Genomic DNA, 23,452 nt, shown 5'->3' on the forward strand with positions numbered 1-23,452 from the left:
GTTCAGGAGCAACCTTGATTATAGTAACATTTTGACTCATACAATGTCAACTAGGATTAGCTGTTTTTATACAAAATTTACGACGGAAAATTTTACTGTTCCACATAAACTTCATCGTTTTCTACATTCATGTTATCTTGTGTTGTTTTTACAAGATCCACTTTGCGATAACGATTCATACCTGTTCCAGCAGGAACAAGCTTACCGATAATAACATTTTCTTTCAATCCTAGAAGCTCATCGCGTTTACCCTTAATTGCTGCATCTGTTAGAACACGAGTTGTTTCTTGGAACGATGCTGCAGATAAGAACGAATCAGTTTCAAGTGAAGCTTTAGTAATACCAAGTAGAACTGGTCTAGCTGTTGCTGGTTGTTTACCTTTCAGTAACACCTTCGCATTCGCATCAGTAAACTGATGGATATCTAGTAATGTTCCTGGTAATACATCTGTTTCACCCGCGTCACTTACACGAACTTTACGTAGCATTTGACGTACCATTACTTCTACATGTTTGTCACCAATTTCTACCCCTTGCATACGGTATACTTTTTGAACTTCACGTAATAAGTATTCTTGAACGGCTGTAATGTCCGTTACTTTTAGTAATTCTTTCGGATCAATAGAACCTTCTGTTAACTCTTTACCGTGGCTAATTGGCTGTCCTAGAGTTACTTTCAGACGAGCACCGTAAGGAATAGCATACGTACGAGCTTCAACTTCACCCTGTACAACTACTTCTTGGCGATCTTTAACATCGTTGATCGCTGCGATAACACCGTCGATTTCACTGATAACTGCCTGACCTTTCGGATTACGAGCTTCGAAGATCTCTTGGATACGAGGTAAACCTTGTGTGATATCATCTCCGGCAACCCCACCTGTATGGAACGTACGCATCGTTAACTGTGTACCTGGCTCACCGATAGATTGAGCTGCGATAATACCTACCGCCTCTCCTACTTCTACGTCTGTACCAGTTGCTAAGTTACGACCGTAACACTTCTTACATACACCATGGCGAGTATTACACGTAAACGCTGAACGGATATTTACAGTTTCAACACCCGAATTTTCAACGATATGAGCGATATCTTCAGTAATTAATTGGTTTTCACTAACTAATACTTCACCTGTTTCAGGATGTTTTACAGTTTTTCTTGCAAAACGTCCAACAAGACGATCATATAGTGACTCAATAACTTCATTACCCTCTTTAATCGCACCAATTAGTAAACCACGATCTGTTCCACAATCATCTTGACGAACAATTACATCTTGTGCAACGTCTACAAGACGACGTGTTAAGTAACCAGAATCGGCAGTTTTAAGTGCTGTATCGGCAAGACCTTTACGCGCACCATGCGTAGAGATGAAGTACTCAAGTACTGTTAAACCTTCACGGAAACTTGATTTGATCGGAAGCTCAATGATACGACCAGATGGATTGGCCATCAGACCACGCATACCAGCAAGCTGAGTAAAGTTCGATGCGTTACCACGGGCACCGGAATCACTCATCATGAAGATTGGATTGCGTTTATTCAAGGATTTCATCAGTTTTCCTTGGATAACATCTTTTGCATTACTCCAAATAGAGATAACGCGATCGTAACGTTCTTCTTCCGTGATTAAACCACGACGGAATTGTTTAATTACATTATCTACTTTTGCTTGTGCTTCATGGAGAATTTCATCTTTTTCACCTAATACAAGAATGTCTGATACCCCAACTGTAATACCAGCTTTTGTAGAGTATTTAAATCCTAAGTTTTTCATACGGTCAAGCATGCGAGATGTTTCTGTAATTTGGAAACGTTTGAATACTTCCGCAATAATGTTACCAAGGATTTTCTTGCTAAATGGTGCCACTTCTTCGCGACTAGCAATAATTTCTTTAATGTTCGCACCTTTTTCAACGAAATATTCCGCTGGTGTTTCTTTTTCAAGGTTTGAGTTTGTTGGTTCATTAATATAAGGGAACGACTCTGGTAAGATTTCGTTAAATATTAATTTACCAACTGTTGTTAATAGAAGCTTACTCTTTTGCTCTTCAGTAAACGTTACATTATTTACCGAACTCGCAGCAACTGCAACACGTGTGTGCAGATGTACATATCCATTTTGGTATGCAAGTATTGCTTCGTTTGCATCTTTGAAGACCATACCTTCACCGATTGCACCCTCGCGCTCAAGTGTTAAGTAATAGTTACCTAATACCATATCCTGAGATGGAGTAACAACTGGTTTTCCGTCTTTTGGATTCAAGATGTTTTGTGCCGCTAACATAAGAATACGCGCTTCTGCTTGTGCTTCTGATGATAACGGAACGTGAACCGCCATTTGGTCACCGTCAAAGTCCGCGTTGTATGCAGTACATACAAGTGGGTGAAGACGGATTGCACGACCTTCTACTAATGTAGGTTCAAACGCCTGGATACCAAGACGGTGAAGTGTTGGTGCGCGGTTTAGAAGTACCGGATGCTCTTTGATCACAGATTCTAAAACGTCCCAAACTTCAGGGTGTACACGCTCGATTTTACGTTTAGCACTCTTAATGTTGTGTGCTAATCCTTTTCCAACTAACTCTTTCATAACGAAAGGTTTAAACAATTCAAGCGCCATTTCTTTCGGCAATCCACATTGGTACATCTTTAAGTTCGGTCCTACAACGATTACAGAACGGCCAGAGTAGTCAACACGTTTACCTAATAAATTTTGACGGAAACGTCCTTGTTTACCTTTAAGCATGTGAGATAGTGATTTTAATGGACGGTTACCTGGTCCAGTAACTGGACGGCCACGGCGACCATTATCGATTAATGCGTCTACAGCTTCTTGTAACATACGTTTTTCGTTTTGAACGATGATGCTTGGTGCACCTAAGTCCAATAGACGTTTTAAACGGTTGTTACGGTTAATTACACGACGATATAAGTCGTTTAAGTCAGAAGTAGCAAAACGTCCACCATCTAACTGTACCATCGGGCGTAGTTCTGGTGGGATAACTGGAAGAACATCTAAGATCATCCAAGATGGGTGATTTCCAGAGTTACGGAATGCTTCTAATACTTCTAGACGTTTAATAGCACGAGTACGGCGTTGTCCTTGTGCTGTTTTTAATTCTTCTTTTAAGAAGTCTACTTCTTTATCTAAATCGATGTCTTGTAGTAGTTTTTTAATCGCTTCTGCACCCATAGCAGCATGGAATGTGCTGCCATATCGATCACGATATGCACGGTATTCTTTTTCAGAAAGTAATTGCTTCTTATCAAGTGGTGTATCTCCACTTTCTGTTACAACATAAGAAGCGAAATAAATTACTTCTTCAAGCGCGCGAGGGGACATGTCTAAGACAAGTCCCATGCGGCTCGGGATACCTTTGAAATACCAAATATGAGATACAGGAGCAGCTAATTCGATATGACCCATACGTTCACGACGAACTTTTGCACGCGTTACTTCAACGCCACATCGATCACAAACTACACCTTTATAACGTACACGTTTATATTTTCCGCAATGACATTCCCAGTCCTTTTGTGGTCCGAAAATACGCTCACAGAACAAGCCATCTTTTTCAGGCTTTAACGTACGATAGTTAATTGTTTCTGGTTTCTTAACTTCACCGTATGACCAAGAACGAATCTTGTCAGGTGAAGCAAGTCCAATCTTCATATATTCAAAGTTATTTACATCTATCAAGGGGCCTACCTCCCTTTTAGTCTACAGGTTATCCCAATTATTCCTTAGTTGTCTCAACTTCAACATTCAATTTATCTGCTGATTGATGATCATCGTCATCTTCCGTATCACGCATTTCAATTTCTGTATCGTTGATAGACATCATTTTAACGTCCATACCTAAACTTTGCAGTTCTTTAATCAATACTTTGAATGATTCAGGAACGCCTGGTTCTGGAACATTTTCACCTTTAACAATTGCTTCATACGTCTTAACACGTCCAATAACATCATCAGACTTCACTGTTAAGATTTCTTGAAGAGTATAAGCAGCACCATAAGCTTCAAGTGCCCAAACCTCCATCTCACCGAAACGCTGTCCACCGAACTGAGCTTTACCTCCAAGAGGTTGCTGCGTTACAAGTGAGTATGGTCCAGTAGAACGAGCATGAAGTTTATCGTCAACCATGTGCGCAAGTTTGATCATATACATGACACCAACAGATACGCGGTTATCGAATGGCTCACCAGTACGTCCGTCATACAGGACTGTTTTCGCGTCATTTGCCATACCAGCTTCTTCAATTGTGCCCCATACATCTTCCTCACGAGCACCATCGAATACCGGTGTTGCAATGTGAATACCAAGGTATCTTGCTGCCATACCAAGATGAAGCTCTAATACCTGACCGATATTCATACGAGATGGTACCCCTAATGGGTTTAACATGATATCGATTGGCGTACCATCTGGTAAGTAAGGCATATCTTCTTCCGGTAAAATACGGGAAATAACACCTTTGTTACCATGACGACCAGCCATCTTATCGCCTTCAGAAATTTTACGTTTTTGAACGATATATGCACGTACAAGTTGATTCACGCCTGGTGGCAATTCATCGCCATCTTCACGGTTGAACACTTTTACGTCTAAGATAATACCGCCACCACCGTGTGGTACACGTAGTGATGTATCACGTACTTCACGTGCTTTTTCACCGAAGATTGCATGTAATAGACGTTCTTCTGCTGTTAATTCTGTTACACCTTTAGGTGTTACTTTACCAACAAGTAGATCTCCATCTTTTACTTCAGCACCGACGCGAATAATACCACGCTCATCAAGGTTACGAAGTGCATCTTCTCCGACGTTTGGAATATCACGTGTAATTTCTTCTGGTCCAAGCTTCGTATCACGAGCTTCTGACTCATATTCTTCAATATGAATAGAAGTGTACACATCATCTTTTACAAGGCGCTCACTCATAATGATCGCATCCTCATAGTTATAACCGTCCCATGTCATGAAGCCAACAAGCACGTTACGTCCAAGTGCTAGTTCACCTAATTCCATAGAAGGACCATCCGCAAGGATTTCACCTTTTACAACCTGATTTCCAACACTTACGATTGGACGCTGGTTGTAACAAGTTCCTTGGTTAGAACGAATGAATTTTTGCATTTTGTAGCGATCTAAGTCGCCTTTTACTGTTTGACCGTCAACGTCTACATAGCGACGTACCCAAACTTCACGTGCTTCTACGCGTTCAACAACACCAGGGTGTTTACAGATTACTGCAGCACCTGAGTCTTTTGCTGATACGTACTCCATACCTGTACCTACAATCGGAGATTCCGGATTCATTAACGGAACCGCCTGACGTTGCATGTTCGCTCCCATAAGTGCGCGGTTAGAGTCATCGTTTTCTAAGAACGGAATACAAGCTGTCGCTGCCGACACTACTTGTTTTGGAGATACATCCATGTAGTCGATGCGTTCTTTATTTGTGACAATGTTTTCACCACGGAAACGAGCTACGATATCTTCATCAAGGAATTCCCCTACTTCAGATAATTTCATATTCGCTTGGGCTACAACATAGTTATCTTCTTCATCTGCTGTTAAATAATCAACCTGCCCTGTTACAAGACCAGTTTCTGGGTCAACACGACGGTATGGCGTTTCAATGAAACCAAACTCATTTACTTTCGCAAACGAAGATAATGAGTTGATCAAACCGATGTTTGGTCCCTCTGGTGTTTCGATTGGACACATACGACCATAGTGAGAGTAGTGAACGTCACGCACTTCAAAGCCTGCGCGCTCACGTGTTAAACCACCGGGTCCTAATGCAGATAGTCTTCGTTTGTGAGTTAACTCTGCTAACGGGTTTGTTTGATCCATGAACTGAGATAACTGAGAACTTCCGAAGAACTCTTTAATAGATGCAATAACCGGGCGAATGTTAATTAACGCTTGTGGTGTAATTGCATTTGTATCTTGAATCGACATTCTCTCACGAACAACACGTTCCATACGAGAAAGACCGATACGGAATTGGTTTTGTAGTAACTCTCCTACAGAGCGCAGACGACGATTTCCTAAGTGGTCAATATCATCTGTATCCCCTACTTTATATAGCAGGTTAAAGAAGTAGCTAATAGAAGCAAGAATATCACCTGGTGTGATGTGTTTTATATCACGAGTAATATTTGCATTCCCAATTACGTTTATAGATCGTTCGCCTTCTGATTCTGGAGCGTAAATCTTAATAGATTGCAGCTCAACATCGCCTGCTACCACTCCACCCATTGGTTTCGCTGTTTTGAATCCAATGTTTTTCTCTAAGTAAGGTAGAATGCGATCCAGTGTACGACGATCTAAGACTGTTCCTTCTGCCGCTAAAATTTCACCAGTTTCTGGATCCACCAGTGTTTCAGCTAAACGTTGGTTAAACAATCTGTTTTTAATGTGTAGCTTTTTGTTGATCTTATAGCGACCTACATTTGCTAAATCGTAGCGCTTCGGATCAAAGAAACGAGACACAAGTAAGCTCTTTGCATTTTCTACTGTTGGTGGTTCACCAGGGCGTAGACGCTCATAAATTTCAAGCAATGCTTTTTCTGTGCTATCTGTGTTGTCTTTTTCTAACGTATTGCTTAAGTATTCGTTATCACCTAAAAGCTCGGTGATTTCTTGATCAGAGCCAAACCCTAATGCGCGTAACAAAACAGTTACAGGAAGTTTACGCGTACGGTCAATACGCACATATACAACATCCTTAGCATCTGTTTCATACTCTAACCAAGCTCCGCGGTTTGGAATTACAGTAGCAGTAAAACCACGTTTTCCGTTTTTATCCACTTTGCCACTATAGTATACGCTTGGAGAGCGAACTAACTGGGAAACGATAACACGTTCTGCACCGTTAATTACGAATGTTCCAGTCTCTGTCATGAGTGGGAAATCTCCCATGAACACATCTTGTTCTTTTACTTCACCAGTTTCCTTGTTGATTAGACGCACTTTTACACGAAGTGGTGCTGCATACGTCACATCACGCTCTTTGCATTCTTCTACAGAGTATTTAGGTTCACCTAAGCTGTAGTCGATAAATTCAAGCGATAGATTTCCCGTAAAGTCTTCGATCGGAGAAATGTCCTGGAACATTTCTCGCAAACCCTCATCAAGAAACCACTGATAAGAAGAGGTTTGAATTTCGATAAGATTTGGTAACTCTAATACTTCACTAATACGGGCATAACTTCTTCGTTGGCGGTGGCGTCCGTATTGAACTAGTTGACCTGTCAACTGCTTCACCCCTCAAATCATGAGTATTATAAATGCACAAAAAAATTTGTGCAAAATCACAAATAAAAACAACTACTGCTATTAGCGTAGTTTTTTTCTCTTAAAGATAGATACGTTGAGTCTTTCTACCTGCTCAAAAAAGAAAAATGGCTTCTATAAGAAAACCATCATTCTGTTTCATAATCTGCTGATTTTACTATCTTTTCCAAGAGAAACAAAAATATACATCTTTCTCAACGCAGAAAATCATATATTGGCATTGTATAATGTTAACATAGCCAAAAATAACCGTCAACGCTTTTTTGATTTTATGATATAATATCCTTTTTTCTTTTCTACAACTTCAACTTCAGAAAATACTTCTTCTAGTTTTTTCATCGCAGATGGCGCACCTTGTTTCTTTTGAATAACAATCCACAATTCTCCACCTGAAACTAAATACTCCACAGCCTTTTCTAAAATCTCATGCACGATATCTTTACCAGCACGAATTGGAGGATTAGATAGAATAACAGCATACTTGCCATCTACATTTTCATAGACACTACTTTGCAAAATACGTATATTTTCAATTCTGTTATTAGCGGCATTTTCTTTTGCAAGTCCCAAGGCCCTTTCATTCACATCCACCATGTGAATTTCACGATTTTGAAACTCTTTCGCTAACGACAAACCGATTGGACCGTACCCACATCCTACGTCTAACACATCACCTTTAACATCTGGCATTTGAAACGCTTCAATTAAAAGACGAGAACCAAAGTCCACTTCGTTTTTCGAGAACACCCCATGGTCAGATAAAAAAGTAAATCGAGATTCACGAAGTGTAACTTCCCATCGTTTACGATCACTTTTACTAGAAGGGTCGTTAGAAAAATAATGGTCTGCCATATGGCCACCTCTTTTCTTTACAGTTAAAAAAAAAGCTCGCATGAGAGCGAGCTTTTTTTAAAGCACCAAAAGTTAATTACTTAACTTCTACAGCAGCGCCAACTTCTTCAAGTTTAGCTTTCATTTCTTCAGCTTCCTCTTTAGTAACGCCTTCTTTGATTGCTTTTGGAGTGTTGTCAACTAATTCTTTAGCTTCTTTTAAGCCAAGACCAGTGATTTCACGTACAGCTTTGATAACTTTGATTTTTTGAGCGCCAGCACTTGCAAGTACTACGTCAAATTCAGTTTGCTCAGCAGCAGCTTCACCAGCGCCACCAGCTACAGCTACAGGAGCAGCAGCAGTTACGCCGAATTCTTCCTCGATAGCTTTTACTAAGTCGTTAAGTTCTAATACAGTCATAGATTTAACTGCTTCAATGATTTGTTCTTTAGTCATTGTAAATATCCTCCCTTAAATAGGTTTGTATTGTTTTATAGATAACAAGTAATTATCTTTTAAAAAATTAAGCGCCTTGCTCTTCCTTTTGATCTGCAACTGCTTTAGTAGCAAGTGCAAGGTTACGGATTGGAGCTTGAAGAACGCTAAGAAGCATAGAAAGTAAGCCTTCACGTGATGGAAGAGTAGCGATAGCTTTAACCTCATCAAGTGTTACAAGTTTACCTTCGATTACGCCCGCTTTAATTTCTAAAGCTTCATGATTTTTAGCGAAGTCGTTTAATACTTTCGCAGGAGCAACTACATCCTCGTTACTGAACGCGATTGCGTTTGGTCCTGTTAAGAATTCATTTAACTCAGCCATTTCAGCAGACTCTGCAGCACGACGAGTTAAAGAGTTTTTGTAAACTTTGAACTCAACGCCAGCTTCACGTAATTGCTTACGTAATTCTGTTGCTTCAGAAACTGTTAAACCACGGTAGTCAACAACGATTGTAGATTTACTAGCGCGAAGTTTGTCCGCGATTTCAGTTACAACTTGTTGTTTAGTTTCGATTACTTTGCTCATGTTATTACACCTCCTGTAGATTATATAGAAGATGTACCGAAAGTGCACTAAAAACCTCCATGCCCAACTTGTAGACATGGAGGCATATAGTCACAGAAAAAAGATTCCGTTTCGTATATTAACACCTAGGTAGGGAATTAAGTCGAATTGACTCCTACTGTCTACGGTACACTATTAAAATTCACAACATAAATGATTATATTAAAACTTCTTTATGAAGTCAACTTCCAATTTTTACGCAAGTGTAGAAACGTCTACGCGCACGCCAGGTCCCATTGTAGAAGCAACAGTTGCGTTCTTCATGTAAGTACCTTTTGCAGCAGCTGGCTTAGCTTTTTGTAGCGTATCAGCAATTGTTTTGAAGTTTTCTACTAATTTAGCATCTTCGAAAGATACTTTACCGATTGGAACGTGGATGTTACCAGCTTTATCAACGCGGTATTCAACTTTACCAGCTTTGATTTCGTTAACAGCTTTAGTTACATCGAAAGTAACTGTTCCAGTTTTAGGGTTTGGCATTAAACCTTTAGGTCCTAATACACGACCAAGTTTACCAACTTCACCCATCATGTCAGGAGTTGCTACTACTACATCGAAATCGAACCAACCTTGTTGGATTTTACCGATGTAATCAGCATCGCCTACGAATTCAGCGCCAGCAGCTTCAGCTTCTTTTGCTTTTTCGCCTTTAGCGAATACTAATACACGTTGTACTTTACCAGTACCGTGTGGAAGAACAACTGCACCACGAATTTGTTGGTCAGCTTTCTTAGGGTCAACACCTAAACGGAATGCAGCTTCTACAGTTGCATCAAATTTAGCTGTGTTTGTTTTCTTTACTAATTCTACTGCTTCTGTTGCAGAGTAAGCAGATGCACGATCAACAAGCTTCGCAGCTTCAACGTACTTTTTACCTCTTTTAGCCATGTTTGTTTCCTCCTTGAATGTGGTTTTAGCGGAATAACCTCCCACGTTTACGCCTTCATTCCGGGAACCCCCGAGGATGTGCGCCCATCCATTTATTTAAAAATGATAATCATTTACGATAATAAAGGTTGCGAATTGGAATTCCAGACCCGCAACCTTTTTTACAAAAAACAAATCGAATTAGTCTTCGATAACGATGCCCATACTGCGCGCAGTACCTTCAACCATACGCATTGCAGCTTCTACGCTAGCAGCGTTTAGGTCAGGCATTTTAGTTTCAGCGATTTCGCGTACTTTATCACGCTTAACAGTTGCCACTTTATTACGGTTTGGTTCACCAGAACCAGACTCAATACCAGCTACTTTCTTAAGAAGAACAGCAGCAGGAGGAGTTTTAGTAATGAAAGTGAATGAACGGTCCTCAAATACCGTAATTTCAACAGGGATGATAAGACCAGCTTGATCAGCTGTACGAGCGTTAAACTCTTTACAGAAGCCCATGATGTTAACACCTGCTTGTCCTAATGCTGGACCAACCGGCGGAGCTGGATTAGCTTTACCTGCAGGAATCTGAAGTTTTACCATTTTAATTACCTTTTTAGCCACGAGACACACCTCCTTAAGTCCGTGATGTGGTCAATTGGGCAGTGATTTGCCCTCCCACTTCATATTTTATCATAATGATAAAATCTTTTTCAAAAAACGTCTCCGTTACCGAAGACGTACTGACTTAAAAGATATTATCACTTTTTACAGTTCATTTCAAGTTTCATTTTATAATTTTTCAATTTGATGGAAATCAAGTTCAACCGGAGTCTCGCGACCGAACATGTCTACAAGCACGCTAACTTTTTTCTTTTCCACATCAATTTCTTCAATCGCACCTGTATAATCCGCGAATGGTCCCTCATTTACACGCACTGTTTCATGAAGTTCAAATTCGAAATCAACCACTTCATTGTCCATTCCCATATGCTTCATGATGGTAACAACTTCCTCTTCTAATAGAGGCGATGGTTTAGATCCTGAACCAGAAGAACCGACAAAGCCTGTTACACCTGGCGTATTACGAACAACATACCAAGAATCGTCAGTCATGATTAGTTCTACTAATACGTAACCTGGGAACACTTTTCTTTTCGTTATTTTTTCTTTACCATTTTTCATTTCTACTTCTACTTCTTCCGGGACAACAACACGGAAAATTTTATCTTGCATACCCATTGATTCTACACGTTTCTCTAGGTTTGCTTTTACTTTATTTTCATATCCAGAATAAGTATGGACAACATACCAACTTTTTTCCATTCATTTAGGACGAGCGTCCTTCCCTCCCTGACGTACATTTTTTTGCGCAAATGAAAAAACCCGTTCACCGGGCTTTTACACAGTTCTTATAAATAACATTATATCATGGATAAGTGCTTCTTATTCAAGAATTAACCAAGAATTAACCGAATTAAAGAAGAAATGCCCATATCAACCACTGCGAAGAAAATCGCAAAGAACACAACTGTCGCGATAACAGTCGTTGTTGAGCGGAGTAATTCATCTTTTTTAGGCCAACTTACTTTTTTCATTTCGCGACCTACATCGCCGAAAAAGTTCGTTAAACGCATCTACGTGACCTCCAGTGTATTATTTCAATTATTTATTTTGTTTCTTTGTGAACTGTATGCTTATTGCATGTTTTACAAAACTTCTTTATCTCAAGTCGCTCTACTGAGCTCGTATCTTTCATCGTAGAGTAGTTTCGATTTTTACACTCTTCACATGAGAGTACAACTTTTTTCCTCATTAGTTACACCAACCTTGTAACATTGTCCCTAAAAATGTATCATACAACAAAAGACAATGTCAATGTCATGACTTTCACTCTCTTCGCAAAAAGAAAACAGGTGAATTATTTTACACCTGCGGCACTTGCTATGAATTTAAAGTTGTACTCTCTCTCATCTCCATATATCTTTCTAATTTCCTTTTTACACGCTGTAATGCGTTATCAATAGATTTCACATGCCTGTTTAACTGTTCTGAAATTTCTTGATAGGAACGACCATCTAAGTATAAAGAGAGCACTTTTCTTTCTAAATCGCTTAATAATTCAGATATTTTTGATTCTATGTCTGTATATTCTTCCTGACTTATAATCATCTCTTCTGGATCAGTTACTTTCGATTCCGAAATAACATCTAATAGTGTTCGATCAGATTCCTCATCGTAAATTGGCTTATCTAAAGACACATACGAATTTAATGGAATATGCTTTTGCCTTGTTGCTGTTTTAATAGCGGTAATAATTTGTCGAGTGATACACAGTTCAGCAAATGCTTTGAACGAAGACAGCTTGTCCCCTTTATAATCACGAATGGCTTTAAACAATCCAATCATGCCTTCTTGAACAATATCTTCTCGATCGGCACCCACTAAGAAATAAGATCTTGATTTCGCGCGAACAAAGTTCTTATATTTGTGAATTAAATATTCTAGAGCGTCAGTATTACCTTTTCGAACTAACTCAACGATTGCCTCATCCTCTAAATCACGAAATGTAACGTCGCCTACACTTACGAAGCCTGCTTCCACCTTGATCCCTCCGACCGCTATATATTTAGCAATATTATACAGTAAAAAGATAAAGAGCGTCAATGCTTCAACGCTCTCCTCTTCTTAATTTTTCTAATTTTTCTGTAATATCTTCACTAAATATCTTTCGCATGGCGGGTTGCTTTTCTTTCGTGTCTTTTGTACGCCTTCTTACTTGTTGTTCCATCGCTTGCACTTCTAACTCTAATTCACGCGCAGATTTTCTAAGTGCACCTTGCGCAAATATAATCCATTGCTCCGTATAATCCGAAGTTGCAACGTATATTTGTGTATTTATATTTCTAAGCTCAATCGCAAGTTGTTCTATCTTTTCATCTGCAGTTTGATTCTTTCTCGTGAATATTACTTCCACCCGCGATTGTTTCATCTTTTTTTCAATACCATAGACTGTATAGGCATCAAAGACAATCATTACCTTTGTGCCTGTATAGCCTTGATAATCCGCCATCTTATCAATAAGTGCGTCTCTTGATGATTGTAAATCTACATCCCGCAGTTTCTTCAAGTCTCCCCAAGCTCCGATAATGTTGTAACCGTCAACGATTAAAATATCGTCCATTTTTTATTTACCAATTTCGTGACGTTTACGATATACCTCATACATTAACAAACTTGCGGCTACCGAAGCATTTAAGGATGTAACTTTACCGACCATCGGTAAAGTAATTAGGAAATCACACTTTTCACCAATAATACGACTCATACCTTTTCCTTCACTACCAATTACTAGTCCGATTGGCATATTACCATCTAAATTACGGTAATCTGTTTTCCCTTTAGCATCTGTACCAGCAATCCAAAGTCCACGTTCTTTTAATTCATCAATTGTACGTGATAAATTTGTTACACGTGCAACAGGAATATATTCAATTGCCCCAGTCGATGCTTTCGCAACTGACGCTGTAAGTCCCACCGCTCTTCTTTTTGGAATAATAACCCCATGAGCCCCTGTTGCATCCGCAGTACGCATAATAGAACCTAAGTTATGCGGGTCTTCAATTTCATCTAAAATTAAGAAGAACGGATCTTCATTACGTTTTTCTGCTAATTTAAACAAATCCTCTAACTCAGCATATTGATATGCAGCTACTTGAGCAATTACACCTTGATGATTTCCTTCAACCAATTGATCTAATTTCTTCTTTGGTGCGTGTTGCAAAATAACCTTATTCTCTTTTGCTAATGCTAGTACGATCTGCACTTGTCCTTTGGCAGCACCTTCCGCTACCCAAATTTTATTAATATCTCGCCCTGATCGTAACGCTTCAATTACAGGGTTACGTCCGATAATATATTCACTACTCATGATGATGTGCCCCCTTCCTTTTCTTCCAAAACGTCAATCGCCTTATATACAATCTCGTCCAATCTTTCACGATTATTCAACAAGTGATGATAACCGATTAGCGCTTCAAAGGCTGTACTGTGTCGATATGTTTGTACATCCGTATTTTTCGGAACGGTACCTGAATTTGCATTACGCCCTCTTCTTAATACCGCCTCTTCTTCTTCTGTCAAAAATGACGTCTCTAATAAATGATAAACAACTTTCGCCTGTGCTTTTGCCGAAACAAAGCTCGTCCCTAAGCGATGTAATTGATTAGGGCGAACTTTTCCTTTTTGAAGGAGGTGATGGCGGATATATTGTTCATATACCGCATCACCCATATATGCTAACGCTAAGCTGTTTAATTGCTTTGCATCAATCATTCTTATCCTCTTTTCCATCTTGTACCTTGAGCGGTATCTTCTAAAATAATATTACGTCCTTTTAAATCATCGCGAATTTGATCAGATAATGCGAAGTCACGATTTTGACGAGCTTCAATACGCTTTTGGATTAGTGCTTCAATTTCTTCATCAAGCAACTCTTCTTGCGCTAATTCTAATCCTAAAATACTAAATAATGTTTCAAGTTGTTTTACATACGCTTCAATTACAACTTTAGAAGTATGTTCTTCTAACAAATATTGATTTGCATGATTTGCTACGTTATATAATTCAGTAATCGCATTAGCCGTATTGAAATCATCATCCATCGCTTCTTCGAATGCTACCTGGAATTTTTCCATTTCAGCTAACCATTTTTCATTATGGTCCGTTAAATCCGTACTACTTTCCATACGATGCTTTAAGTTACCGTAAGCTGTTTTAATTCTTTCTAGTCCATTATTAGTACTTTGCAATAAATCTTCACTAAAGTTAATCGGGTGACGGTAATGTACCGATAGCATAAAGAACCTGATTAACTGTGGATCATATTGTTTAATGATATCATGAACTAAAATGAAGTTTCCAAGCGACTTAGACATCTTCTCGTTATTAATATTAATATATCCATTATGCATCCAATAACGTGCAAATGTTTTTCCTGTCAACGCCTCAGACTGCGCAATTTCATTTTCATGATGAGGAAATGCTAAATCTTGGCCACCAGCATGAATATCAATTGTATCCCCTAAATATTTACGCGCCATTGCTGAGCATTCAATATGCCACCCTGGACGTCCTTTCCCCCAAGGGCTTTCCCAGAAGATTTCTCCTTCTTTCGCAGCTTTCCATAAAGCAAAGTCAAGAGGATCTTGTTTCTTTTCTCCTACTTCAATACGTGCACCGTGACGTAAGTCTGCAATCGGTTGATGTGATAATTTACCGTAGCCTTCGAATTCTTTCGTTTTAAAGTACACATCACCTTCTGATTCATATGCATACCCTTTATTCACAAGTTCTTGAATAAATTCAATAATGATATCCATATTTTCCGTTACACGTGGGTGAACCGTTGCATGCTTGCAACCTAGTGCCGTTACATCTTCAAAGTAAGCTTCAACAAAACGATCTGCAATTGTTGGCACATCTTCACCTAATTCATTTGCCGCCTTAATTAATTTATCATCCACGTCAGTAAAATTAGATACATACTGCACATCATATCCTTTATATTCTAAGTAACGGCGTACTGTATCAAATACCATAGGTGGTCTTGCATTCCCAATGTGAATGTAGTTATAAACTGTAGGTCCGCACACATACATCTTTACCTTATTTTCTTCTAATGGCATAAACTCTTCTTTTTGACGCGTTAACGTATTATAAATGTGAATAGTCATTTTTATCCTTCCTTTCTACCTTTACTTCGAGTTGCTTTCTCAATTTATCAAGTTCTGCTTCCATAACCTTTAATTTATCAAAAATCGGATCTGGAAGATCAGAATGATTTAATTCTTGACCAATCTTTACTCCATTTTGAATAACGACTCGGCCAGGTATACCTACAACTGTAGAATGCGCAGGAACTTCCTTCAACACGACAGATCCTGCTCCAATTTTAGAATTCTCTCCAACAGTAATAGAACCTAGTACTTTAGCACCTGTTGCAATTAATACATTATCCTGAATTGTAGGGTGCCTCTTTCCTTTTTCTTTACCTGTACCACCTAATGTGACACCTTGATAAATTGTTACGTTTTCGCCAATTTCACACGTTTCTCCAATTACAACCCCCATTCCATGATCAATGAAAAAACGACGACCAATAGTTGCTCCTGGATGAATCTCAATGCCAGTAAAAAAACGACTAACTTGCGAAATCCAACGTGCCATAAAGAAAAAATTCCTTTTATAAAAAGCATGTGCAATTCGATGGGCCCAAACTGCATGTAATCCAGAGTAAGTTAAAATGACTTCGAAATAACTTCGTGCCGCTGGATCCTGTTCAAAAACGACTTCAATATCTTCCCGAAGCCTCTTAAACATCGATGTTCCCTCCCCTTTATGGGCTGCTTTTTTCCAGTAAACTAACTCCCTTAACTCCCCCTAAATCTTTATACAAGGTGATAAAACTTATACTCACACCCATTTACATGGTATAAAAAAAGACGCCTCTGTCATATAGACAGAGACGCCTTTTAAGCGCGGTTCCACTCTGTTTAGGCTAAAGAAGCCTCAAACTCATCCATGATAACGGTTTACACCGCTTCTGTTTACTTTGCGCCCTAAGACGTTCCGCGAAATACTTCGCTGTTCAACAGAAGACTCGAAGGGGCATTTCAAAAATCCGCTTATAAACCACTTCCAGCCTAAAGGTGGTTCTCTCTGTAAAAAGCCTGATTTTCTACTTCTCCTTCTCGTCGCTTTTCCTTATTAGATTTTAGGTATACTTATTATATTGCTAAACCTAGAAAATGTTAACCAATTACTTTTTGAATACGATTTAAAACTTTTTCTTTTCCAAGAAGAGCAATAGCGTTAGGAAGCTCCGGACCATGTGTTTGTCCAGTAGTAGCAACACGGATTGGCATAAATAGATTTTTACCTTTATGTCCTGTTTCCTTTTGAACTGCTTTAATAGCCGCCTTAACTGCCGCTGGCTCCATTGCTTCTAAAGCTTCTAATTGATCGGCAAATGTACGAAGTACTTCAGGTACTTGTTCACCTTTCAATACTTCTTGTCCCTCTTCTTCATGATCAACATGATCTTTAAAGAACATTTCAGAAAGCTCTACAATTTCAGCTCCAAAGCTCATTTGGTCATGATATAAAGCAATTACATCACGAACCCACGCTTGTTCTTGTTCGCTTAAGTTTTCACCTACGCGACCCGCTTTCACTAAATGCGGTAAGCTTAGTTCAACAACCGTATCTAAATCTTGTTTTTTCATATATTGGTTGTTCATCCATTTTAGTTTTTGAGAATCAAATAATGCAGGTGATTTTGATAAACGAGCTGCATCAAACATTTTGATAAACTCATCTTGAGAGAAGATTTCTTCTTCACCTACTGGCGACCAACCTAGTAATGCAATAAAGTTAAAGATTGCTTCTGGAAGATATCCAAGCTCTTTATATTGCTCAATAAATTGAATAATAGATTCGTCACGCTTACTTAGCTTTTTACGGCTTTCGTTTACAATTAAAGTCATATGACCGAACTGCGGAATATCCCAACCGAAAGCTTCATAAATCATCATTTGTTTTGGCGTGTTTGAAATATGATCATCACCACGAAGTACGTGTGTAATCTCCATCAAGTGATCATCTACTGCTACCGCAAAGTTATAAGTTGGAATTCCATCTTTTTTCACGATAACGAAATCACCAAAATCATTTGAATGGAATGCAACTTCATCTTTTACGATATCTTTAAACGTGTAGTCGCTATCAGCCGGCACACGGAAGCGAATACTTGGAATACGGCCTTCAGCCTCAAAGCCTTTAATTTGCTCCTCAGTTAAATCACGGTGGTTTCCTGCATAACGCGGTGTTTCACCACGAGCGATTTGACCTTCACGCTCTGCCTCTAGCTCTTCTTCTGTCATATAACATTTGTAAGCTAGATCACGCTCTAATAAATCTTCATATAATTTTTTATAAATATCTAAACGCTCTGTTTGACGATATGGTCCAAATTCACCACCAACATCAACACCTTCATCCCAGTCCATACCGAGCCATTTCAAGTATTTTAATTGGCTTTCTTCTCCACCAGCAACATTACGTTTCACATCAGTATCTTCAATACGAATAATAAACTTACCATCTTGATGACGAGCAAATAAATAATTAAATAATGCCGTACGCGCATTTCCGATATGTAAGTGTCCTGTTGGACTTGGCGCATAGCGCACTCTCACTTGCTTTTCCATAATTGGTACACCTTCCAATCTTAATGTCAACACATTCTATAATTGTACACCAAAAAAACGTGATTATCCATCTTACGAATTAAAAACCACTATTTTTTCTGTAATAAAACAACCGCTTGAGAAGCAATCCCTTCTTCTCTACCTGTAAATCCTAATTTTTCTGTTGTTGTTGCCTTTACATTAATATTATCAATAGACGTTTCTAATAGTTCACTAATGCGTTTACGCATACTTTCGATATGCGGTGCCATTTTTGGCTTTTGAGCAATAATTGTACAATCTAGATTTCCTAACTCATAACCTTGTTCACGCACAAATCCCCAAACTTTTTGTAACAATATAGCTGAATCTGCATCTTTAAAGGCAGGATCTGTATCAGGAAAATGCTTCCCAATATCTCCTGCTGCAATTGCTCCTAAACATGCGTCAGCAATCGTATGTAACAATACATCCGCATCCGAGTGACCAATTAATCCTTTCTCATGAGGAATTGTAATTCCGCCGATAATTAACGGTCTACCTTCCGCAAATTCATGTACATCAAAACCTTGTCCAATTCGAAACATTCTTTACATCCTCCTCAATCTAAACTACTTTATGAATTCTATATTATATTGCTATCCCTATAAAGAAAAGCCCGGCAACGGCCGAGCTTTTCTTTACTATAATACCATCACTTCTATTTCTTCTGAACATGAAGGAAGCTTTCAGCAATTAGTAAATCCTCTGGAGTCGTCACCTTAATATTATAGTAACTCCCCTCTACTACGCCTACTTGCTTCCCGACACGTTCTACGAGACTTGCATCATCTGTACCAAGAAAACAACTTTGCTTTGCACTTCTATGAGCTTCTAATAAAAGAGGAACAGAAAATCCTTGCGGTGTTTGAACCGCTTTAAGCTGAGAACGTTCTATCGTTTCAACAACAACACCCTGTTCTACTTTCTTAATGGTATCCTTCACTGGCACCGCACAAATGGAAGCACCATATTTCTCTGCTGCAGTTAATACATCTTGCATCATCTTATTCGTTACGAACGGGCGCGCACCATCGTGTACGAGAACATATTCAACACCACTCACATACTGAAGCGCATTATACACACTATCTTGTCTTTCGGCCCCGCCTTGAATAAATTGCACCTGCTTTTCAACCGGATACTTCTGCATTAACTCCTCAAAATAAGGGCGTTCCTCTTCGTTAATTGCCATGATAATACGTTTACATGCTTTATCTTTTTCAAAAGCACGTAATGTATGCATAATGATAGGTACTCCATTTATAAGTAAGAACAATTTGTTTTTGCCAGCACCCATCCGTTTCCCTTGACCCGCTGCCGGAATAATTAACGTATACATATTAATAATCCTCTACTTATAATGCTTTTTCTAATAATTTACGTTTTGCGAAAATCATACGACCAGCCGATGTTTGCAACACACTTGTAACTAGTACATTAAGTTGCGAACCGACAAATTCTCTACCGTCTTCTACTACAATCATCGTACCATCATCTAAGTATGCAACACCTTGATTTTGCTCTTTACCATCTTTTACAACATAAACACTTAATTCTTCGCCAGGGAGTACGACTGGTTTAATTGCATTTGCTAAATCGTTAATGTTTAACACTGTTACTCCTTGTAATTCAGATACTTTGTTTAAGTTGAAATCATTTGTTACAACAGTTCCACCAGTGATTTTAGCTAACTTTACTAGCTTGCTATCCACTTCTTGGATATCCTCGAAATCACCTTCATAAATTTCCACCGGAATTGGTAGCTCTTTTTGAATACGATTTAAAATGTCTAATCCTCTGCGACCACGATTACGCTTTAAAGCATCAGAAGAATCGGCAATATGCTGAAGCTCTTCTAATACGAATTGTGGAATCACAATTGTTCCTTCTAAAAACTTCGTTTGGCAAATATCCGCAATACGTCCATCAATAATTACACTTGTATCGAGAATTTTCCAATGAGTTGTAGATTTTTCTACCTCTACCTCTTCGTTCTCGCTATTGTTTTTCTTCTTACCTCCGCGCTGGGGTAATGTAAATAATCCTAGCAATTCATTTCTCTTTTTAAATCCTACTTGGAATCCTAAATAACCAAGTAAAAGAGTAAAGAACACTTGTAATACTGTACTAATGACTGGAATCGTGAATTCACGAATTGGTATCAAAATTAAATATGCAACAATAAGACCAGAGATCAACCCTAATGTACCGAATAAAACATCCGCTACCGGTGCCTTTACAAGGGCTTCTTCGATATGTTTAATAAGTTGAACAATATAATCCACAAGCCAAAATGTTGTTAAAAATAAAATAATTGCACCAATAATCGCACGAACGTACGATCCCTCAAGCCAAGGAACAGCACCGACGTCCAATACATTAATAACTTTTGGGATTAGAAAAATCCCTAACGCTCCCCCGATCACTAAAAAGAAGAGCTGCACGATCCTTTTTAACATCCAACCACCTCCTACTCATTATTAACCATTGTTTTGCTAATCAAAACGCCGAATGCAAAAGCGGACGTGTTTTTTTTGTAAATAGTTTTATTTACCAATATACCATATCATATACCAAAAATGTTCTAGTGTCCTTATATTATGGAATCAATGTAATATTCTTAATTGTGTCTACTCATATAGAGATGCTCTTGAATTCTTTTTAGGCCCTCTCGTATTTTCTTCGCCCTAACTTCTCCAATTCCTTCCACATCATCCAATTCATTAATAGTTGCACGACAAACACCTTGCAATGTTTTAAATCGATTAATTAAATTTTCAATGATAAGTGGTGGAACACGAGAAATTTTGCTTGCGATTCGGTACCCCCTCGGTGTCACGCTTTCTTCTAAGCTCATTTGCCCTGGATAGCCGAGCAATTTAACTAAATCGCTATCCTCTAAAAGCTGTGTATTTGCAAGATCTTGTAACTTTTTCAAAATTTGATGGTGATCCTGCGTTTTTTCTTGATAATAATCTTTAATTAATAACGCCGCTTCTGCTTCTAAGTCGGCTAGTAATTCTGTAAGTTGTAAACGAATTAACCTTCCTTCCGTTCCTAACTCATGAATGTAGCTCAATATTTCATTTTTAATACGCAGTACCATTTCAACACTATGTAAAACGTGAACTACCTCGGACATCGTAACGACCTCTTCAAATTCTAGAATGCCCAAATTCGTAATCCCATCATTCCATACAGCTTTATATTTTTCTAACGTTTGAATAGCTTGGTTTGCCTTTGTTAAAATTACACCTATATCTTTTAGTGTATAACGTAAGTTCCCTTGATATAGTGTAATTACGTTACGTCTTTGTGAAATAGCCACAACAAGGCTAGCCGTCTGCTTTGCTACACGCTCTGCCGTTCGGTGACGCATACCTGTTTCAATAGAATCAATGGATGGATCTGGAACTAATTGTGCGTTTGCAATTAAAATTTTGCTCCCAGTTTCATTTAAAATAAGTGCTCCATCCATTTTTGCTAATTCATATAAACTAGCCGGTGAGAATGCACAATTAATGTGAAATCCTCCATCAACAATACTTTTAATTTGCTCATTATACCCAAGAACGATTAACCCTCCAGTTTGCGCACGAAGCACGTTATCTATCCCTTCGCGTAGTGGTGTTCCTGGGGCAACGAGCTGTAGAATGTTAATCATACTTTTGACACGTTGCTTGTTTTCCTCCATAGCCTAGCCTCCTAATGTCAAACGAAGCGCTTCTCCTAAATTAGAAACACCTACTACCTCAATCCCATCTGGAATTGTCCATCCTCCCAAATTTTTTCTAGGAATAATAGCACGTTGAAATCCTAATTTCGCTGCTTCTTGTACACGTTGTTCAATTCTTGATACTCTTCTTACTTCTCCAGTTAGGCCTACTTCTCCTATTACCGCATCGGTTGGTGCAGTAGGTTTATCTCTGAAACTTGAAGCAATACTTAATGCAACGGCTAAATCGATTGCTGGCTCATCTAATTTCAAACCACCCGCGACTTTTAAATATGCGTCTTGATTTTGCAATAATAAACCTGTTCTTTTTTCTAGCACTGCCATAATAAGTGAAACGCGGTTATGATCAATTCCCGTCGCCATTCTTCGAGGATTTCCAAAACTAGTAGGGGAGATTAATGCTTGTATTTCTACTAAAACCGGTCTTGTTCCTTCCATTGAAGCAACCACTGTGGATCCTGCAACTCCAACTGGACGTTCCTCAAGGAAAATTTCAGAAGGATTTAGTACTTCTGCAAGACCTAGTTCCTTCATTTCAAAGATACCCATTTCATTTGTGGAACCAAAACGGTTCTTCACGGCTCGCAAAATACGATATGTATGGTGACGATCTCCTTCAAAGTAAAGAACTGCATCAACCATATGTTCTAGCATACGTGGTCCTGCAATTGCCCCTTCTTTTGTCACATGTCCGACGATAAAAATAGGAATCCCTTTCGTCTTTGCAAGTTTCATTAATTCCGCTGTACATTCACGTACTTGCGCTACACTCCCTGGGGCTGACGTTACTTCAGGTAAATGTATCGTCTGAATGGAGTCAATAACAACAAAAGCTGGATTCATCTCTTCAATGTGCGCTGCAATTCGTTGTAAATCAGTCTCTGCTACAACAAATAGATTACTACCCTTTACATGCAAACGATCTGCACGAAGTTTAATCTGCTTTGCTGACTCCTCACCTGATATGTATAGTACATCATATGAAGAATCGGCTAATTGCGATGAAATTTGTAATAACAATGTTGATTTCCCAATCCCAGGGTCTCCACCAATAAGTACTAAAGATCCATCTACAATCCCGCCACCAAGTACACGGTTAAACTCTTGAAATTTCGTTTCAATACGTGCCTCAGACTTTGTTTCTACCTCTGTTAAGCGTCTTGGTTTTGTTACTTCTGATTGAATTGCATTGGCATAATTAAGGCGTCTTGATGATACAACTGGTTCCATCTCTTCAACAAGCGTATTCCATTGACCACATCCAGGACATTTCCCCATATATTTTGGCGACTGATAACCACATTCTTGACATGTAAATTTTGTTTTCTTTTTAGCCATATCTTTTA

22 protein-coding genes and 2 other annotated features are annotated in these 23,452 nt (G+C 38.8%); all 22 genes read right to left on the bottom strand.

All coding sequences use genetic code 11. The features are described from left to right. Positions 1-92: 92 nt before the first annotated feature. Entirely contained in the window at positions 93-3,704 is a 3,612-nt protein-coding gene (gene rpoC / locus QCI75_RS26175; RefSeq protein ID WP_098778583.1) for a DNA-directed RNA polymerase subunit beta', read from the bottom strand. Between the two features lie 37 nt (positions 3,705-3,741). Further along, positions 3,742-7,275 carry a DNA-directed RNA polymerase subunit beta gene (gene rpoB, locus QCI75_RS26180; RefSeq protein WP_144505032.1) on the bottom strand — a complete coding sequence of 1,178 codons (3,534 nt, stop codon included), beginning with the start codon at positions 7,273-7,275 and terminating at the stop codon, positions 3,742-3,744. Between the two features lie 291 nt (positions 7,276-7,566). After that, on the bottom strand, positions 7,567-8,166 hold the full coding sequence (locus QCI75_RS26185; RefSeq protein ID WP_098778581.1) for a class I SAM-dependent methyltransferase: 600 nt from the start codon (positions 8,164-8,166) through the stop codon (positions 7,567-7,569). 76 nt (positions 8,167-8,242) lie between these two features. Continuing rightward, positions 8,243-8,602 (bottom strand): 50S ribosomal protein L7/L12, encoded by a 360-nt coding sequence (gene rplL, locus QCI75_RS26190; RefSeq protein WP_002009788.1) that lies wholly within the window; start codon positions 8,600-8,602, stop codon positions 8,243-8,245. Positions 8,603-8,669: 67 nt separating this feature from the next. Then, a complete protein-coding gene (rplJ, locus tag QCI75_RS26195; protein WP_144505034.1) occupies positions 8,670-9,170 on the bottom strand; it encodes a 50S ribosomal protein L10 in 501 nt (166 codons plus the stop codon). 39 nt (positions 9,171-9,209) lie between these two features. Next, positions 9,210-9,355, bottom strand: a sequence feature (ribosomal protein L10 leader region). A 49-nt stretch (positions 9,356-9,404) separates the two neighbouring features. Then, complete coding sequence (gene rplA, locus QCI75_RS26200; RefSeq protein WP_144505036.1) at positions 9,405-10,097, bottom strand: 50S ribosomal protein L1; 693 nt, start codon at positions 10,095-10,097, stop codon at positions 9,405-9,407. Between the two features lie 180 nt (positions 10,098-10,277). Then, on the bottom strand, positions 10,278-10,703 hold the full coding sequence (gene rplK, locus QCI75_RS26205; RefSeq protein WP_001085872.1) for a 50S ribosomal protein L11: 426 nt from the start codon (positions 10,701-10,703) through the stop codon (positions 10,278-10,280). 168 nt (positions 10,704-10,871) lie between these two features. Continuing rightward, the gene (gene nusG / locus QCI75_RS26210; protein ID WP_002009795.1) at positions 10,872-11,405 is read right to left on the bottom strand and encodes a transcription termination/antitermination protein NusG; all 534 of its coding nucleotides are present in this window, start codon (positions 11,403-11,405) and stop codon (positions 10,872-10,874) included. 131 nt (positions 11,406-11,536) lie between these two features. Further along, positions 11,537-11,716 (bottom strand): preprotein translocase subunit SecE, encoded by a 180-nt coding sequence (gene secE, locus QCI75_RS26215; RefSeq protein ID WP_002009797.1) that lies wholly within the window; start codon positions 11,714-11,716, stop codon positions 11,537-11,539. 32 nt (positions 11,717-11,748) lie between these two features. Continuing rightward, complete coding sequence (gene rpmG / locus QCI75_RS26220) at positions 11,749-11,895, bottom strand: 50S ribosomal protein L33 (RefSeq protein WP_012260172.1); 147 nt, start codon at positions 11,893-11,895, stop codon at positions 11,749-11,751. Between the two features lie 128 nt (positions 11,896-12,023). Next, a complete protein-coding gene (locus QCI75_RS26225) occupies positions 12,024-12,683 on the bottom strand; it encodes an RNA polymerase factor sigma-70 (protein ID WP_002009799.1) in 660 nt (219 codons plus the stop codon). 67 nt (positions 12,684-12,750) lie between these two features. Then, positions 12,751-13,263: an NYN domain-containing protein gene (locus QCI75_RS26230; protein WP_070140529.1), complete on the bottom strand. Its 513-nt coding sequence runs from the start codon at positions 13,261-13,263 to the stop codon at positions 12,751-12,753. 3 nt (positions 13,264-13,266) lie between these two features. Further along, positions 13,267-14,010 carry a 23S rRNA (guanosine(2251)-2'-O)-methyltransferase RlmB gene (rlmB, locus tag QCI75_RS26235; protein WP_098778579.1) on the bottom strand — a complete coding sequence of 248 codons (744 nt, stop codon included), beginning with the start codon at positions 14,008-14,010 and terminating at the stop codon, positions 13,267-13,269. Further along, entirely contained in the window at positions 14,007-14,414 is a 408-nt protein-coding gene (locus QCI75_RS26240) for a Mini-ribonuclease 3 (protein ID WP_144505038.1), read from the bottom strand. Before QCI75_RS26240 ends, rlmB begins: the two co-directional genes overlap by 4 nt. Positions 14,415-14,416: 2 nt before the next feature. After that, entirely contained in the window at positions 14,417-15,814 is a 1,398-nt protein-coding gene (gene cysS, locus QCI75_RS26245; RefSeq protein WP_002091500.1) for a cysteine--tRNA ligase, read from the bottom strand. Continuing rightward, positions 15,795-16,460 carry a serine O-acetyltransferase gene (gene cysE, locus QCI75_RS26250; RefSeq protein ID WP_002113299.1) on the bottom strand — a complete coding sequence of 222 codons (666 nt, stop codon included), beginning with the start codon at positions 16,458-16,460 and terminating at the stop codon, positions 15,795-15,797. The genes cysS and cysE overlap by 20 nt, the downstream gene beginning before the upstream one ends. Before the next feature lie 138 nt (positions 16,461-16,598). Further along, positions 16,599-16,844, bottom strand: a binding site (T-box leader). A gap of 47 nt (positions 16,845-16,891) precedes the next feature. Then, positions 16,892-18,349: a glutamate--tRNA ligase gene (gene gltX, locus QCI75_RS26255; RefSeq protein ID WP_144505040.1), complete on the bottom strand. Its 1,458-nt coding sequence runs from the start codon at positions 18,347-18,349 to the stop codon at positions 16,892-16,894. Between the two features lie 89 nt (positions 18,350-18,438). After that, positions 18,439-18,915 (bottom strand): 2-C-methyl-D-erythritol 2,4-cyclodiphosphate synthase, encoded by a 477-nt coding sequence (gene ispF, locus QCI75_RS26260; protein ID WP_000488383.1) that lies wholly within the window; start codon positions 18,913-18,915, stop codon positions 18,439-18,441. A gap of 113 nt (positions 18,916-19,028) precedes the next feature. Next, positions 19,029-19,709 (bottom strand): 2-C-methyl-D-erythritol 4-phosphate cytidylyltransferase, encoded by a 681-nt coding sequence (ispD, locus tag QCI75_RS26265; RefSeq protein ID WP_353761446.1) that lies wholly within the window; start codon positions 19,707-19,709, stop codon positions 19,029-19,031. A 16-nt stretch (positions 19,710-19,725) separates the two neighbouring features. Next, positions 19,726-20,829, bottom strand: coding sequence for a PIN/TRAM domain-containing protein (locus QCI75_RS26270; protein WP_002113296.1), 1,104 nt, complete (start codon positions 20,827-20,829; stop codon positions 19,726-19,728). 161 nt (positions 20,830-20,990) lie between these two features. Then, complete coding sequence (disA, locus tag QCI75_RS26275; RefSeq protein WP_000392161.1) at positions 20,991-22,064, bottom strand: DNA integrity scanning diadenylate cyclase DisA; 1,074 nt, start codon at positions 22,062-22,064, stop codon at positions 20,991-20,993. A 3-nt stretch (positions 22,065-22,067) separates the two neighbouring features. Further along, the gene (radA, locus tag QCI75_RS26280) at positions 22,068-23,444 is read right to left on the bottom strand and encodes a DNA repair protein RadA (protein ID WP_144505044.1); all 1,377 of its coding nucleotides are present in this window, start codon (positions 23,442-23,444) and stop codon (positions 22,068-22,070) included. Positions 23,445-23,452: the final 8 nt, after the last annotated feature.

The organism is Bacillus cereus group sp. RP43 (genome assembly GCF_040459645.1).
Taxonomy (GTDB): Bacteria; Bacillota; Bacilli; order Bacillales; family Bacillaceae_G; genus Bacillus_A; species Bacillus_A mycoides_C.

Coding starts and splice junctions, on each gene's coding strand:
- gltX (WP_144505040.1), bottom strand. CDS start 18,349: ATGGAAAAGCAAGTGAGAGTGCGCTATGCGCCAAGTCCAACAGGACAC.
- rlmB (WP_098778579.1), bottom strand. CDS start 14,010: ATGAGTAGTGAATATATTATCGGACGTAACCCTGTAATTGAAGCGTTA.
- QCI75_RS26240 (WP_144505038.1), bottom strand. CDS start 14,414: ATGATTGATGCAAAGCAATTAAACAGCTTAGCGTTAGCATATATGGGT.
- ispD (WP_353761446.1), bottom strand. CDS start 19,709: ATGTATACGTTAATTATTCCGGCAGCGGGTCAAGGGAAACGGATGGGT.
- rplL (WP_002009788.1), bottom strand. CDS start 8,602: ATGACTAAAGAACAAATCATTGAAGCAGTTAAATCTATGACTGTATTA.
- QCI75_RS26185 (WP_098778581.1), bottom strand. CDS start 8,166: ATGGCAGACCATTATTTTTCTAACGACCCTTCTAGTAAAAGTGATCGT.
- disA (WP_000392161.1), bottom strand. CDS start 22,064: ATGGAGGAAAACAAGCAACGTGTCAAAAGTATGATTAACATTCTACAG.
- cysS (WP_002091500.1), bottom strand. CDS start 15,814: ATGACTATTCACATTTATAATACGTTAACGCGTCAAAAAGAAGAGTTT.
- rplA (WP_144505036.1), bottom strand. CDS start 10,097: ATGGCTAAAAGAGGTAAAAAGTACGTTGAAGCTGCGAAGCTTGTTGAT.
- secE (WP_002009797.1), bottom strand. CDS start 11,716: ATGCGTTTAACGAACTTTTTCGGCGATGTAGGTCGCGAAATGAAAAAA.
- cysE (WP_002113299.1), bottom strand. CDS start 16,460: ATGTTTAAGAGGCTTCGGGAAGATATTGAAGTCGTTTTTGAACAGGAT.
- rplJ (WP_144505034.1), bottom strand. CDS start 9,170: ATGAGCAAAGTAATCGAAACTAAACAACAAGTTGTAACTGAAATCGCG.
- radA (WP_144505044.1), bottom strand. CDS start 23,444: ATGGCTAAAAAGAAAACAAAATTTACATGTCAAGAATGTGGTTATCAG.
- QCI75_RS26230 (WP_070140529.1), bottom strand. CDS start 13,263: ATGGACGATATTTTAATCGTTGACGGTTACAACATTATCGGAGCTTGG.
- ispF (WP_000488383.1), bottom strand. CDS start 18,915: ATGTTTCGAATTGGACAAGGTTTTGATGTACATGAATTTGCGGAAGGT.
- nusG (WP_002009795.1), bottom strand. CDS start 11,405: ATGGAAAAAAGTTGGTATGTTGTCCATACTTATTCTGGATATGAAAAT.
- rpmG (WP_012260172.1), bottom strand. CDS start 11,895: ATGAGGAAAAAAGTTGTACTCTCATGTGAAGAGTGTAAAAATCGAAAC.
- QCI75_RS26270 (WP_002113296.1), bottom strand. CDS start 20,829: ATGTTAAAAAGGATCGTGCAGCTCTTCTTTTTAGTGATCGGGGGAGCG.